20 protein-coding genes are annotated in these 13,456 nt (G+C 34.2%); 5 read left to right on the forward strand and 15 right to left on the reverse strand.

The features are described 5' to 3' along the window. Positions 1-278 precede the first annotated feature (278 nt). The 5 genes from IJQ68_RS05040 (at position 279) to IJQ68_RS05060 (ending at position 3,975) form a co-directional block, all read left to right on the forward strand. Complete coding sequence (locus tag IJQ68_RS05040; protein WP_292797787.1) at positions 279-1,565, forward strand: ATP-binding protein; 1,287 nt, start codon at positions 279-281, stop codon at positions 1,563-1,565. Positions 1,566-1,595: 30 nt separating this feature from the next. Then, entirely contained in the window at positions 1,596-2,615 is a 1,020-nt protein-coding gene (locus IJQ68_RS05045) for an ATPase (protein ID WP_292797789.1), read from the forward strand. 434 nt (positions 2,616-3,049) lie between these two features. After that, positions 3,050-3,238, forward strand: a complete 189-nt coding sequence (locus IJQ68_RS05050; RefSeq protein ID WP_292797791.1) for a hypothetical protein — start codon at positions 3,050-3,052, stop codon at positions 3,236-3,238. 73 nt (positions 3,239-3,311) lie between these two features. Then, the gene (locus IJQ68_RS05055; protein WP_292797793.1) at positions 3,312-3,641 is read left to right on the forward strand and encodes a hypothetical protein; all 330 of its coding nucleotides are present in this window, start codon (positions 3,312-3,314) and stop codon (positions 3,639-3,641) included. Between the two features lie 157 nt (positions 3,642-3,798). Continuing rightward, complete coding sequence (locus IJQ68_RS05060) at positions 3,799-3,975, forward strand: hypothetical protein (RefSeq protein WP_292797795.1); 177 nt, start codon at positions 3,799-3,801, stop codon at positions 3,973-3,975. Positions 3,976-4,144: 169 nt separating this feature from the next. Here IJQ68_RS05060 and argH read toward each other — a convergent pair whose 3' ends face one another. The 15 genes from argH to IJQ68_RS05135 form a co-directional block, all read right to left on the reverse strand. Further along, entirely contained in the window at positions 4,145-5,566 is a 1,422-nt protein-coding gene (argH, locus tag IJQ68_RS05065) for an argininosuccinate lyase (protein ID WP_292797797.1), read from the reverse strand. Between the two features lie 54 nt (positions 5,567-5,620). Next, positions 5,621-5,773: a 30S ribosomal protein S27ae gene (locus tag IJQ68_RS05070; RefSeq protein WP_149730994.1), complete on the reverse strand. Its 153-nt coding sequence runs from the start codon at positions 5,771-5,773 to the stop codon at positions 5,621-5,623. A 9-nt stretch (positions 5,774-5,782) separates the two neighbouring features. Then, the gene (locus IJQ68_RS05075) at positions 5,783-6,091 is read right to left on the reverse strand and encodes a 30S ribosomal protein S24e (RefSeq protein WP_292797800.1); all 309 of its coding nucleotides are present in this window, start codon (positions 6,089-6,091) and stop codon (positions 5,783-5,785) included. A gap of 19 nt (positions 6,092-6,110) precedes the next feature. Then, a complete protein-coding gene (locus IJQ68_RS05080; protein ID WP_292797802.1) occupies positions 6,111-6,620 on the reverse strand; it encodes a GTP-dependent dephospho-CoA kinase family protein in 510 nt (169 codons plus the stop codon). A gap of 7 nt (positions 6,621-6,627) precedes the next feature. After that, positions 6,628-6,804 carry a transcription elongation factor subunit Spt4 gene (gene spt4, locus IJQ68_RS05085; protein ID WP_292797805.1) on the reverse strand — a complete coding sequence of 59 codons (177 nt, stop codon included), beginning with the start codon at positions 6,802-6,804 and terminating at the stop codon, positions 6,628-6,630. A 2-nt stretch (positions 6,805-6,806) separates the two neighbouring features. Then, positions 6,807-7,367: a DNA-directed RNA polymerase gene (locus IJQ68_RS05090; RefSeq protein ID WP_292797808.1), complete on the reverse strand. Its 561-nt coding sequence runs from the start codon at positions 7,365-7,367 to the stop codon at positions 6,807-6,809. 63 nt (positions 7,368-7,430) lie between these two features. Further along, positions 7,431-7,823: a PIN domain-containing protein gene (locus tag IJQ68_RS05095; RefSeq protein WP_058738949.1), complete on the reverse strand. Its 393-nt coding sequence runs from the start codon at positions 7,821-7,823 to the stop codon at positions 7,431-7,433. A gap of 15 nt (positions 7,824-7,838) precedes the next feature. Beyond that, on the reverse strand, positions 7,839-9,053 hold the full coding sequence (locus IJQ68_RS05100) for a translation initiation factor IF-2 subunit gamma (protein WP_292797812.1): 1,215 nt from the start codon (positions 9,051-9,053) through the stop codon (positions 7,839-7,841). Between the two features lie 63 nt (positions 9,054-9,116). Then, positions 9,117-9,503, reverse strand: coding sequence for a 30S ribosomal protein S6e (locus IJQ68_RS05105; protein WP_292797814.1), 387 nt, complete (start codon positions 9,501-9,503; stop codon positions 9,117-9,119). Between the two features lie 37 nt (positions 9,504-9,540). Continuing rightward, positions 9,541-11,331 carry a translation initiation factor IF-2 gene (gene infB, locus IJQ68_RS05110; RefSeq protein WP_292797817.1) on the reverse strand — a complete coding sequence of 597 codons (1,791 nt, stop codon included), beginning with the start codon at positions 11,329-11,331 and terminating at the stop codon, positions 9,541-9,543. A 28-nt stretch (positions 11,332-11,359) separates the two neighbouring features. Beyond that, positions 11,360-11,812 carry a nucleoside-diphosphate kinase gene (gene ndk, locus IJQ68_RS05115; RefSeq protein WP_292797820.1) on the reverse strand — a complete coding sequence of 151 codons (453 nt, stop codon included), beginning with the start codon at positions 11,810-11,812 and terminating at the stop codon, positions 11,360-11,362. Continuing rightward, positions 11,809-11,970 (reverse strand): 50S ribosomal protein L24e, encoded by a 162-nt coding sequence (locus IJQ68_RS05120; protein ID WP_149731004.1) that lies wholly within the window; start codon positions 11,968-11,970, stop codon positions 11,809-11,811. Before IJQ68_RS05120 ends, ndk begins: the two co-directional genes overlap by 4 nt. Positions 11,971-11,984: 14 nt before the next feature. Continuing rightward, positions 11,985-12,191, reverse strand: coding sequence for a 30S ribosomal protein S28e (locus IJQ68_RS05125; RefSeq protein ID WP_116669816.1), 207 nt, complete (start codon positions 12,189-12,191; stop codon positions 11,985-11,987). 34 nt (positions 12,192-12,225) lie between these two features. Then, complete coding sequence (rpl7ae, locus tag IJQ68_RS05130) at positions 12,226-12,597, reverse strand: 50S ribosomal protein L7Ae (protein WP_292797826.1); 372 nt, start codon at positions 12,595-12,597, stop codon at positions 12,226-12,228. Positions 12,598-13,063: 466 nt separating this feature from the next. After that, positions 13,064-13,261 carry a histone family protein gene (locus tag IJQ68_RS05135; RefSeq protein ID WP_058738942.1) on the reverse strand — a complete coding sequence of 66 codons (198 nt, stop codon included), beginning with the start codon at positions 13,259-13,261 and terminating at the stop codon, positions 13,064-13,066. Positions 13,262-13,456 lie beyond the last annotated feature (195 nt).

Genomic DNA, 13,456 nt, shown 5'->3' on the forward strand with positions numbered 1-13,456 from the left:
ATTTATTTTTTAAAATTTAAGTGGCGAAAAAGTCGTAATTTCCACTATGGGGGCGAGAAATCAAGTAAAATTAGAAAAATAAGAAAATTAATGATTTATGGAGTAATGAGTATTCCTCTAAAAAAAATAATCATATAATGTTTTCATTCGCATATTTTATATATGATGCTTAATATATATGTATTTACTTTAGTGAATATTATGTATTTACTTTAGTGAATATTATGTATTTACTTTAATAAAATTTAGATATTTACTTTAATTTAGGATATGATTGTATGAAAAAGTATTTGGATAGGTATTTGGATGATGAATTGGACGAGTTATTGGAATATATGGGTGCTGTTCTTATTGTCGGACCGAAGTGGTGTGGCAAAACGACCACTGCCGAACAACATGCAAAAAGTGTAATACAATTGCAGGATCCCACTTATTCTAAGAATTATTTAAAGCTAGCTGATGTTGACCCGCTTTCACTACTTGAAGGGAAAAAACCCCGATTAATCGATGAGTGGCAGATGGCTCCTGAGTTATGGGATGCAGTAAGGTATAGTGTAGATGAAAGTGATGATGACGGTTTGTATATTTTAACCGGTTCAACTGTTGTCGATGATACTAAAATTAATCATAGCGGTGCTGGAAGAATTCACAGATTATTGATGAGACCTATGAGTCTATATGAAAGTAATGAATCCAATGGTAAAATTTCTTTAATGGATTTATTTGACAACCCTGATTTAAATATTAATGGCATTACCTCTGATTTGACAGTTCCTGATTTGATTTTTGCAATGTGTAGGGGAGGATGGCCTGAAAGTTTAAACAAAAAAACCCGAAAACAACAGTTAATGATAGCAAGGTCCTATTTGAATATCCTTTGTGAAATTGATACAACAACAATTGATGGCGTTAAAAGAAATCCAGATAAAATCAAATCCCTTTTAAAATCATATTCAAGAAATATTTCTTCATTTACAAAAAATACAATGATTATTGCAGATATACAGGAGCATCATGGATCAATGTCTGAAGCAACATATTATGATTATATCAATGTTTTAAAACAATTGTTTGTCATTGATGAAATTAAGGCATGGGGTCCTAAAATCAGATCTAAAACTGCAATGAGAAATTCTTCTAAAAAAAATTTTATAGATCCCTCCATTGCAGTAGCTGCTCTTGAATTAACGCCCGAACAGTTATTATATGATTTGGATACTGGCGGACATATATTTGAAAGCCTGTGTATTCGCGATATTAATGTATATTCTGCACAAAGGGGAGGGAAAGTATTGCAATACCATGACCAGGATGATTTGGAAGTTGACTGTGTTTTAGTCTTAAGCAATGGAGATTATGCATTAATTGAATTTAAGTTAGGCAGTAGAGAGGAAGAGGATGGGGCTTCAAATTTAGTTAAACTTAAAGATTTGATTATTAAAAGAAAAGAGTCCGGTGACATCAATATTCCAGAACCGAAATTCATGGCAATTGTAAATGGTGGAAAAGTAGCATATACTCGGGAAGATGGTATTAAAGTAATTCCTATAGGTTGTTTGTGTTAATTTTTTTGTCAAATAAAAATAGGTGAGATAATGTACGATGAAGAATTCATCCTAAATGAAGTCAACGCAATCAGACGTGAAATAGGCCATGATGAAGCTGATATCTATATTGAAGAAATCCATTTCAATGAGGATACGAATGAATTATGGATAATAACCGAAGACAGACCTGACAAGTCAGCAATCATAGGAAAAGGAGGTTGGGTTGTCGGAAAGCTTAGAGAAAAGCTTGACCTTGAAAGCATTCACGTTGAAAGCTATGGTGATTTTCTTCAAAAGGAATATAAGTTAAAGCTGTCCAAAAGGACTGTTGAAAATCTTGATTTGGATTTGGTTGGAATTAAAAACCTGTCTAAAATAATAAATGACAAACTTGACAACATCTACAGTTTTAATTTTGAAAATTATTTAAATAACAGTCATTTTGATGAAGCTGGTGAAACCGAAGCGGTCGTTGCACTTTCAGGCGGTGTCGACAGCAGTTTTTCACTGATATTGGCCAAGCATCTGGGCTTCAATCCCCTTGCAATAACCGTTGATCCCGGAACAATAATCTTACCTAACCAGTATAAGCACAATATTAAGATTGTATGTGATAAACTGAATGTAAATCATGAATATCTGAAAGCCGATTACACGGATGTGATTTCAGAATCCTTGAGCGGGAAGCTTCATCCATGCGGAAGATGCTCTAAAAACACCGGCGAGATTGCCAAAAAATATGCAATTGATGAAGAAATTCCAATAATTATCTTTGGTGATATGCTTGCAACAGGTACGCAATGCATAAATAAACAAGACGATTCATTATATCGACTGAACCTTCCGGCAAGTTTATCAACTGCCAAGCAAGAGATAAAATCCTTAATCAGAAACTATGATTTAAAGGAGTTTAAGGGATTCGGATGTCCGCTTCTTTATGAAGTCCACAAAAAATATCCTCACCTGAAGAAATATTCAATCCAAAGGATACTGAGAGAGACCAGATCATCAGCTTTAGAACCCGGTGAAGCACTAGACCTAATATGGAGTTTCTACAGAACCCAATAATCCTTCATTCAAAAATAAAAAATTGCCATCATTACAAATAGTGTCATGAGTTCAAAAAATTACTCCAACTCATAAATATTGTTCTCACCCATAAAAATTGCTATAAGTCGTAAATATTGCTTTGATTCACAACAAAAAGTATATAAAGCTTTAAATCAAACAATATAATAGTTATATGATTATAAACAACTAAACAGAGGTTAAATTATAGATGAAAAATATGCCATCAAATTATTTCAAGACCACAAAATAAGAACCAAATGGGATCCGGAAATAGAAGATTATTACTATTCAATAGTAGATGCCATTGCAGTCTTAACTGAAAGTAAAAATCCTAGAAATTACTGGAAAGTTCTTAAAAAAAGATTAAAAGATGAAGGAAATGAACTGGTTACAAATTGTAACCGTTTGAAAATGCCTGCAAAAGATGGTAAATGCGTGAAACAGATGTTGCAAACACTAAACAATTATTACGTATTGTTCAGTCAGTCCCATCACCAAATGCCGAACCATTCAAACAATGGCTGGCCCAAGTTGGTAAAGAAAGACTTGAAGAAGTAGCAGACCCAGAAATAGCCATAGAAAGAGCAATAAACACTTACCGCAAAAAAAGGATACTCTGAAGAATGGATTACCCAAAGGATAAGAAGTATTGAAACTCGAAAGGAACTTACTGCAGAATGGGACAGGTTTGGTGTGGAACCCGATGTTGAATATGCAATATTGACTGACGATATTTCAAAAACATGGTCAGGAATGTCTACAAAAGAATACAAACAGTACAAAGGCCTCAAAAAGGAAGGTTTAAGGGACAATATGACCAATATTGAATTGATTTTGAATATGTTGGCAGAAGCATCTACAACCGAAATAAGCAAAGCTGAAAATCCTGACGGATTTGAAGAAAGCCGGGACATAGCTAAACTTGGCGGAAACATTGCAGGTAATGCAAGAAAGGAACTTGAAACTGCTACTGGTCAAAAAGTAGTAAGCAAAAAGAATTCTAAAACTCCAGAACTGCTATAGTCTCCCATAATTAATCAAAAAACATACCTACAAAATTACGGTAGGAAATGCCTTAAGCAAGGTTTGAAAAAGAACCACAATCTGCGGTTGAATATTCAACCGCCATTTTTTATTTATGCATTAGACTTAATACATAGTTTTTACAGAACAAGATAACATGCTACATAAAATGTGTCCGAGATGCGGATCTAAAAAAGTAAAATGGATTATTCCACAGAACTGGTCAATGTGGCAATGCTTCGACTGCGACTATACAGGCCCAATCATTGAAGGAAATGACGAGCTTGCAGAGGAAATCCATGAATCATATATGGAATCACAAAAAAATGATTAGATAGAAATATTCGGCCATAAACAGAAGCTGAGCCTACATAAATTCTATGTATTCCATTAATAACCAAATATTTTCCAAATAACCATGTTATAATTACTTATAACAATATTATTTCTGTAAAAAGAAGTATATAAAATTTAGGTAAACCTAAAAAATAAGTTAAAGGAATTTAAATTCCTTTTTTCTCAAATTCTTCATTTAAAAATGCTTTAATGTTATCACGAGCGAGTTCGACCATTTCAGGAGCTGGTCCACCTAAAACTCGTCTTATTTTAACATTTTCGGCAGGATTTAAAGCGTCCTGAATTAACTCATCAGCCAATTCCAGCTTGTCAAAGCCCAAATCAACCGCAATTTCATCAATAAAACCGGAAATGATATCCTCTTCAGCCATATTATTGGCAGTAGCTTCATTTACAATACGGCCAACGATTTTGTGAGCTGTTCTGAAAGGAATCTGCTTTTCACGAACCATAATATCCGCCAAATCTGTTGCAGTTGCAAAGTTACGCCCTGCAAGCTCGGCACATCTTTCGGTGTTGAATTCAACTGACAGCAACATGCGTGTAACAATTGATAATGTATCTTCAGTCACTTTCAATGCATTCCATAAATGTGGAGTGATTTCCTGCAAATCACGATTGTATGTGTATGGAATAGCTTTAAGAATAGTCAGGATAGTTACAAGCTCACCGTTGACAATTGTTGATTTTCCACGTGCCAGCTCAGCAACATCCGGATTTTTCTTTTGAGGCATGATAGAAGATGTGGATGAGTATTCATCAGCCATTTCTATAACGCCGAACTCATATGTACTCCATAAAATCAGCTCTTCGCAGATTTTGGATAATGTAGTACATAAAGCTGTCAGGTCAAATACAGTCTCTGCAATGAAATCCCTTGCAGAAACCCCATCCATTGAGTTTTCAAGAAAAGCATCAAAGCCCAATAATTTAGTTGTTAATTCACGATTGATTGGAAAACTTGTAGTTGCCATTGCAGCTGAACCTAAAGGATTTAAGTTAACACGTTTATAAGTATCCTCTAAACGTTCGTAATCCCTTTTTAAAGCCTGTACATGAGCCATCAGATGATGTGCAATTGTAATAGGCTGTGCATGCTGGAGGTGAGTGAATCCTATGAACACGTCTTCAAGGTGTTCGCCTGCCATTTCAACAATACCTTCCATGAACTCCAAAATTCCAATCTGAATTCCGATAATTCTTTCTCTTAAAACTAACCTGATATCAGTTGCAACCTGGTCATTACGTGATTTAGCAGTGTGCATGTAGCCTGCCTGAGGTCCGATTTTTGATGTCACATAGTTTTCAATAGCCATATGAACATCCTCAACTGACGGGTCAAATACCAATGCACCATATCCTTCCTCTTTAAGCTCATCAAGAGCACCTAAAATGTTATCAGCAATTTCAGCATCAATGATTCCTTCATGCTTTAGCATGGAAGTGTGTGCAAAATTAGTTTTGATGTCTGCTTCAAAAATTATTTTATCGGCATCCAAAGAAGAAGTATATTCAGCCGCTTCATCAGTCATTCCTGTTTTAAATCTACCGTTTCTTATATTATCCACAAGAATCACAACTTAAAAAAAAATTAAAAAAAGAAAAAGATTTACTTAAAAATCTTATTTTTTCATTTCAGTGTATCCGCATTTACCACAAGCTACTCTGTCACCATGGTCTGCCATGAATACACCTTCACCGCAACGAGGACAAATTTGGTTTTTTCTTTCGATTTTGTCTCCATCCACTTTGTAAAGATCTGATTTTCTTACCATTAAAATCACCTATTCTTCTTCATCTTCAGCTGGTTCAGCAGCTTCAGTGTTTTTAGCAATTACATGTTTAGTTTCAATGTATTCTAAGTCTTCTACGGTATCGTAAACTTTAGCATAACCTGCTGCTTTTGGTTCACCGTAGTGTGGCTGTACATTGTCTACAACAATTAAATCTTTTTTAGTATTTAATAAAGCTACTAATTTGGATTTAATGTCTAATACTTTAGGAGTAGCTTCTCCATCATAATCAACATAGAATTTGATTTCTTTTCTATTAAACACTTTATTTTCTTTTTCTTCAAAAATATCAATTTCCATAATTAAGCCTCACTTAATTTTATTCTTCAATAAATGCATCAATCAACGTTTGAGCTTTATCTTTTGTATCAGAAACTTTTAAAATAACTAAACCTTCGTTAGGTTGACCATATAGTATGGTTGTATCCTCACTGGCCATTAAGATACAAGGAAGAACTGCAAGATCTTCTTCCCCCGCTACATCAATTACGTAACATTCGCCATTGTCACATAAGCGAAGAGCTTTGCCTATGGTTTCCCATAGATCATCAGTAATGCATCCGGCAGGATTGTTAGCCTTTAAAATATTTTCCGTATGTATAACATCATGATTGTGATTTTGTCTCTGAATCAAATTATCAATTATAGCAAGATTAGGATAAATCTCATGTTCAAGCAAGTTAGAGAAAGTTGCATCGCCTACAGATATTAAAAACTTGGAAGATTTAATCTCATCAATTGCATCTTCAAAGTCAGGATATAATTTGCCCAACGGCTTTTTAAGTTCAATTATTATATCTTTGTTTAATTCTGCATCTAAACGTAACACTCAATCACTACCTAACTCTCAAACAGTATTCACCTGGAATTTTAATATTTAATTCACGAGCCAATTCAGATTCTTCAGGATCAGTGATAATTAAAAGACCACTCCAGTTATCGGAAGTGGGATTACCACATGACGGACAACGATCTTTTGCTGATAACATCTTACAAACAGTACACGCTTTCATTTTTAAGCCTTCTTACTTTTTTGTTTAGCTTCTTCAATCCATTCAAATCTACCTAAATTATTTTGTCTCATAGTAAGACCAATTTTAGTATCTTTAACAGAATTGTCTTTAAGACTGATAGCTACAGTTCTTGTCCTAACCAAATCTCCTTCATCTAAGGATTTATTGGATTCTCTTGCAAGCAATGCTCCTCTTTTGGCATCATAAGTAATATAATCATCAGTTACTTGTGATACGTGGACTAAACCATCCATAGGACCGATTCTTACAAAAGCACCGAATTCAGCTATTTCAATAACTTCACCATCAATAATTTCTTGTTGTTCAGGTTTAAAGAATATTGAGTTGAAAACAACATTATGATATGAAGCACCGTCACCCATAATGAGTTTACCTTCACCAAGTTCTTCAATTTCATTGACACAGATAAATAAACCTAAATTCTTATCCAAACGACCGTTATAAGTCTCATTTAAAGTCTCGATTGCGACTTTTTCACGGTCCTCATCAAATCTTCTAGGAGGTATTCTTACTGTGTCTTCAATTTTGACCTTGTAGTACAAAATAATCCCTCATTTTTATTTTTTTATAATTATTTTTGATTAATCTAATAAGTTTAATATATTTTATATCTTACCGTCAACAGTTATATAATTTTTTTGCCTTAAATAGACAATAGTAATTCCCTTTGCCTTTGCACGTTTTTTCAATTCTATATCATTTGTAGCTAAAACTTCTGAAACTCTCAGTAATGCATCATCCACAGTTTCGTTTTCAAGCAATGAAATATCCTTTATTTCAACTTTTGAAGAATTAGCTAACTTCAAGGCTAAATTAGCATTTAAACGTATTTTACCTTTGTTATTTCTTTTCAAACCCTTCAATTCATTGATAACAAAGCTTGGAGTAGTTAATTTGTAAGAAGGTAATACTTTTTCAAGTTCAGTGATGATATCAACATTGAACTGAAAAGGGACCATAAAAAAATTGGTATCAATTACAACTTCTTTTATGCTCATTATTGCCCTCAAACACTATTTAATAATACCGTAACCAATTAATCTCCAACGTGCACCAACACGACGGGATAATGCTACCCTGTCACCTGGACTAGCGCACACAGGCAATTTAAGAGTAACATCAACAACATCCTTTTTGGTTGATGTGACAACACCTATTGTGGTTGTAGTACCACAATTAATCATTAAAGGCTCTTTGAGTTTAATTGGAGCAACGTCACGTTCTTCTTTGGTACCTACTACTCTGTCAAGCAAATGAGATTCCATAGTAAATGAATCAAGTACATCAGGTAAAGTTCCAACTTCACCAGCTACAGAACCGGATAGGGAATCTGATTTGGTTAAAGACGGATCCAATTTGGTTGCAATACCGACAAGTCCTCCAGGACCAATTTCCTCAACCTGCTTACCGTTAGCTTCAAGACCAATAATCTCTGAAGTCAAGTATATTCTTTGATTATTGTTGTTAATTCCAGGCCTGATTTCAATGTCATCACCAAGCCTTAACTTACCCTGAACTAAGGTACCTCCGATAACTCCTCCTTTGATTTTATCAGCGCCTGAACCAGGCTTGTTGATATCAAAGGATCTTGCAACATGCATTAAAGCGCTGCCATCCAACTTCCTTTCAGGAGGTTCGATATTTTCAAGCATTGCTTCAATTAATATATCCATGTTAGCTCCTTGTTGAGCAGAAACAGGTATTATTAAAGCGTCTTCAGCACAAGTACCTTTAACAAACTCCTTAATTTCATTGTAACTTTCAATAGCTCTTTCTTTTGAAACAATATCAATTTTATTTTGAACTACAATAACATCCTTAACACCGATAACGTCAAGTGCCATAAGATGCTCTTTAGTTTGTGGTTGTGGACAATGTTCGTTTGCAGCAATCACTAAAACTGCTCCATCCATTATAGCAGCACCGGATAACATAGTTGCCATTAAGGTTTCGTGACCTGGAGCATCTACAAAAGAAACCTTTCTGATGAGTTCAGTTTCACTGCCACAGATTTCACAGACGTCAGAAGTGGTATAACATTCAGGTTCACCGCATTTAGGACATTTCTTAAATTCAATGTCTGCATAACCTAAACGGATTGAAATACCCCTTTTGGTTTCTTCACTGTGAGTATCTGTCCATACCCCTGATAATGCTTTGGTAAGAGTAGTCTTACCATGGTCTACGTGACCAACTAAACCTATGTTAACATCTGACTGTACATTCACAGATAACCACCTTTTTTAATAATTTTATTCAACATAAAAGTAAAATAAAGAAAAATAGTAGAACTATTCTTCCTCTTCTTCTTCACCAGCACCAAGAATTTCAGCTATTGGTTTTGATCCTTCATTAACAACAACACTGTTAATTTGTACTATATCATCAGCAATGGTGTTACCTCTTACGGTTTTTCTCCTTTTTACACCATCAGCTTTAGGGTGATAACCAATACCACCAGTTAATAAACTTTTGATTCTTCTAGTACCAGGAACATCTTTTTTCATGGTAAAACCATTTTTATCACTACCGCCAGTGATTTTTAAGGTATAACCATCTAAACCAACGATTCCACCGTCAAATTCATCACCGATAACTAAACCGTTTAAAGCTTTAGTGTCATCGACTTCCATTTGATAAGTATCTGCTTTATTAGAAACAACTACTTTGAATGCCATGGTATTCCTCCTTATTTTTTATTTATCATCATAATAATTATTCAAAAAGACCGAATTTTCCCCAATCAGGATCCTGTTTACGCTTGATTTCCACGAATTCATATAGGGTTTCGAATTCATCTTCAGTTAACTTGTCCTTGAATTCCCTTTCTATGAATTTGTAATGCTTTTCAGGAATGTCAATGTATAATTCATCCCCTTCATCGAAATCCTTACCGACTATTGCATTTTCAATAGCCATAGCAACCCTTTGACCTCTGGAAATGTCAGGCAATGTTTCGCCCTTATCTTCCATACTAGCAATTATTCCAACACTTTCACCATTTTTATTAATTAGTTTTTGACCTTGTCTTACGGTTCCGCTTAAAGCTTCAACACCAATAATGGCAGGTTTGCTCTGACGGAAAACCAATTTAGGAAGTGACATGAATTTTGCAGGTTTGATGATTGCATTGTAGAATGCTTTCTTACGAGCTTCCTCTTTCTGTTTAATCCATTCTTCGTAATCTTCAATAATCTGATAAATGACATCTCCCTTGAAGAGTTTGATGCCTGAATTATTCAAGTCCTCTTCTGAATTCGGAAGGACATCAACATTGAATGCTATAATAGCACCATGTGCCTCATTTTCATTTAATGCAATTGAAGAATTGATAATGTCTCTGCGGTTTACGTCTCCGATATCCGCTTCACGAATAGGAATATCCAATTCCTTCAACAACTGAACAATAGCTTCAAGAGAACCAAGAGTATCAGCCTTTACCAGAATACCTTCATCATCAGTATTTATGGTAATGTCTTCGATTTCTTTTAAAAGCTCCTCTTCAACATCCTCCTCATCATTTAAAACTCTTAAAGGAGAACCTGAAATTACATCATCCAAATTAGGGGCAGCTATCTTAATACCTGCAGCCGCAACAACTTCATCGAATTTCTGGAATTTCTTTTTGGAATCTCTCATTTCCTCCAATGGAAGAGGCCTTAAAATAGATCTGATCTTAGTTGTAAGGACATCATTGTTTGATGTCATCAAAGCTATTTCGTCATTGGTTCTTAAAACACCATCGTAAATGATGCTGTCAACTGTAAGTCCAAGTCCTGTTTCTTCCTTGATTTCCAAAACAGTACCTTTAGCCGGAGCATCTTCATTAATTTCAAGCTGCTCAGTAAGATATTCCTGAGCAAGACCTAAAAGCATAGCTAAAACTTCAATGATTCCTTCACCGGACCTTGCACTTATCGGAATAATGGTAATCTGTGAAGCGAAATCACTGACTCTGTCAAATCTTTCGGATTGGAAGCCTTCCTTGTGAAGTGTACCTACAATCTCATAGACCTTAGTGTCCAAAGCCTGTTTTACGCTTTGAGCCTGGTCGTTGAAAGATTCCTTAAAGGAAGCTCCTTCATGAGTTTCCCAACCGAAAATCATGTCAATTTTGTTAGCTACGACAATGAATGGAGTCTTATACATTTTAAGAATGTTTAAAGCTTCGTAAGTTTGTGGTTTGAATCCATCATTAATATCAACAATTAAAACAGCTAAATCAGCTAGTGCCCCACCACGTTTTCTTAAACTGGTAAAAGCGGCGTGTCCCGGAGTGTCAATGAAAAACAAACCAGGAATCAAATCCTTAATAGTTAATGCTGAAATGAAATTCCCACAGATTTCATCTATAGTATCGTTCGGAATTTCAGTAGCTCCAATATGTTGAGTAATACCGCCTGCTTCCTTGTCAGCAATAGTACTTCCTCTTATATAATCTAACAATGTAGTCTTTCCATGGTCTACATGTCCTAAAACTGATACAATAGGGGATCTAATTTTCATAATATCTTTTTAAATAATATTTTCAAATCTATTCATAAATTAAATTGTTATCAACAATTTGATAATCACAAATTTCATCTTCATTAAAGAAAAGACCAATTTCTCTTTCTGCAGAAGCCGGAGAGTCTGATGCATGAATAATGTTTCTTCCAGTATCCATTGCGAAATCTCCTCTGATTGTTCCAAGATCTGCTTCTAAAGGATTAGTTGCACCAACTAATTTTCTGATGGTGGTAATTGCTTCTTCTCCTTCAATAACCATTGCAAGAGATGGTGAAGAAGTAATATATTCAACTAAGCTTGGGAAAAATGGTTTATCAGCATGTTCTCCATAATGAGTTTTTGCTAATTCTTCATCAATTTGCATTAATTTTACAGCTACAATTTGAAGACCTTTTTCTTCAAAACGAGACAATATTTTACCCATAAGACGTCTTTGAACAGCGTCCGGTTTCATCATAACAAAACTTTTTTGAATCATTCTTTAACCCATTTAACTTTTCTTGGAACTCTTCCGAGTTTAATCATATTCTTTTCACATTTGCTGCTACAAAAGAAATAAATTGAACCGTCTCTTTTGACGTACATCTTTCCAGTACCTTCTTCTATTTCTTTATGACAGAATGAACAAGTTCTCATGTTCTTACACCTTCTTAAGGAGTCTTAATTTCCTTAGCTTCTCTAATTGTATCAAGTAACATTAAAATGTCGCCTTCTCTTACAGGACCCATAATGTTTCTTGTTAAAATTCTTCCTTTATCTCTACCATCGAGGATTCTGCATTTAATTTGCATTACCTCACCAGTCATACCAGTTCTTTTTAAAACTTCAATGACTTCAGCAGGAGTTCCTTCTTCCATGTAAATCACCGTATGATCGATTAAAAGAATTTACCTATTCTTTTAATTCAGCAACTTTTTCTACAATTTCAGCAACAGCAGCTTCAGCATCACCAGCGTCTACAATACAAGCGGATGCGGTACCGACAGTTAAACCTGCAGCTCCACCGACTTGTTCTTTGGTAGGTAAGTAGACGTATGGGATTTCTTTTTCATCTGCTAATACAGGAATGTGAGCAACGATTTCAGCAGGATCTACATCTTCTGCGATAACGACTAATGCTGCGTCTCCTCTTTCGATGAATTTGGTTACTTCGTTAGTTCCTTTTGCTACTTTACCACTTTCTTGTGCGGTTTGTAATGCTTCTTCAGCTTGGTTAGCTAATTCTTCAGGTGTATCAAATTTTACATAAATTGCTTTTGCCATAAATAAACCTCCTTTTTCATCTGGCTATGCCATCCATCGGCTTATTATAATTCCTTGAATTATAATAATTGTAATTACATATAGTTATATTATTTTTTTAACTATAGAAATTACTTAAATTATTCAAATAAAGAATAATCTAATATAGTTTTTAATAATACTAATTCTTGAATAATTCATATATCACTAAATATAACTCCATTAGAAAAAAATAAGAGGAGTTAGACTTTCAATACAAATACTTCTGAATTTCATATAATTTTTAGCAAAACTAAAAATAAAAATTTAGTAATTAATGAAATAATTCTAGAGAACTAGACATTTATTATATTATGTTCTCATTACATATAAATGTTATCAAAAAAAGGACAAATCAATACAAAAAAAGTTTCATGAAAAAAAATAGTTTTTAAAGAAAAAAGATAGTAATTAAAAAATTACTATCCACTCTTACTACAGAATACATCTATTTAATTGCTAATTTGATATCTTCTGCTTTTACAGTTTTTCTGCCAGCGTGGCGTGCGAATCCAACAGCTTTTGCTGCGATTTCGTTACCGTAATCTTCGATTGCTTCTGCTAATGCTTCTTTAGCGTCGTCGGATACTCTAGCTGCACCAGCATTTTTTAAGATTCTGCCAACAGGAGCAATTGGTAATTCCATATTTTCACCTCATTTTTTTATACTAATACTTTAAACTTTCCCATATATAAATCTATTGGTAAAAAATGGGTAAATTTCGATAATTTCCAACTATCAAACTACACTTTTCAAACATTCATAAAGCAATAATTGAAACATAATATATTATTGTATGAGTAGGTTATATTAAAAATTAGAAAAAAAATTTAAAAAAAT

Origin of the sequence: Methanobrevibacter sp. (assembly GCF_017447225.1) — an archaeon.
Lineage (GTDB): Archaea > Methanobacteriota > Methanobacteria > Methanobacteriales > Methanobacteriaceae > Methanocatella.

Bases quoted from the DNA above. Each gene is read 5' to 3' on its own strand.
- IJQ68_RS05040 (WP_292797787.1), top strand. From the start codon at position 279: ATGAAAAAGTATTTGGATAGGTATTTGGATGATGAATTGGACGAGTTA.
- IJQ68_RS05045 (WP_292797789.1), top strand. From the start codon at position 1,596: ATGTACGATGAAGAATTCATCCTAAATGAAGTCAACGCAATCAGACGT.
- IJQ68_RS05050 (WP_292797791.1), top strand. From the start codon at position 3,050: ATGCGTGAAACAGATGTTGCAAACACTAAACAATTATTACGTATTGTT.
- IJQ68_RS05060 (WP_292797795.1), top strand. From the start codon at position 3,799: ATGCTACATAAAATGTGTCCGAGATGCGGATCTAAAAAAGTAAAATGG.
- IJQ68_RS05070 (WP_149730994.1), bottom strand. From the start codon at position 5,773: ATGGTAAGAAAATCAGATCTTTACAAAGTGGATGGAGACAAAATCGAA.
- IJQ68_RS05075 (WP_292797800.1), bottom strand. From the start codon at position 6,091: ATGGAAATTGATATTTTTGAAGAAAAAGAAAATAAAGTGTTTAATAGA.
- spt4 (WP_292797805.1), bottom strand. From the start codon at position 6,804: ATGAAAGCGTGTACTGTTTGTAAGATGTTATCAGCAAAAGATCGTTGT.
- IJQ68_RS05095 (WP_058738949.1), bottom strand. From the start codon at position 7,823: ATGAGCATAAAAGAAGTTGTAATTGATACCAATTTTTTTATGGTCCCT.
- IJQ68_RS05105 (WP_292797814.1), bottom strand. From the start codon at position 9,503: ATGGCATTCAAAGTAGTTGTTTCTAATAAAGCAGATACTTATCAAATG.
- infB (WP_292797817.1), bottom strand. From the start codon at position 11,331: ATGAAAATTAGATCCCCTATTGTATCAGTTTTAGGACATGTAGACCAT.
- ndk (WP_292797820.1), bottom strand. From the start codon at position 11,812: ATGATTCAAAAAAGTTTTGTTATGATGAAACCGGACGCTGTTCAAAGA.
- IJQ68_RS05120 (WP_149731004.1), bottom strand. From the start codon at position 11,970: ATGAGAACTTGTTCATTCTGTCATAAAGAAATAGAAGAAGGTACTGGA.
- IJQ68_RS05125 (WP_116669816.1), bottom strand. From the start codon at position 12,191: ATGGAAGAAGGAACTCCTGCTGAAGTCATTGAAGTTTTAAAAAGAACT.
- rpl7ae (WP_292797826.1), bottom strand. From the start codon at position 12,597: ATGGCAAAAGCAATTTATGTAAAATTTGATACACCTGAAGAATTAGCT.
- IJQ68_RS05135 (WP_058738942.1), bottom strand. From the start codon at position 13,261: ATGGAATTACCAATTGCTCCTGTTGGCAGAATCTTAAAAAATGCTGGT.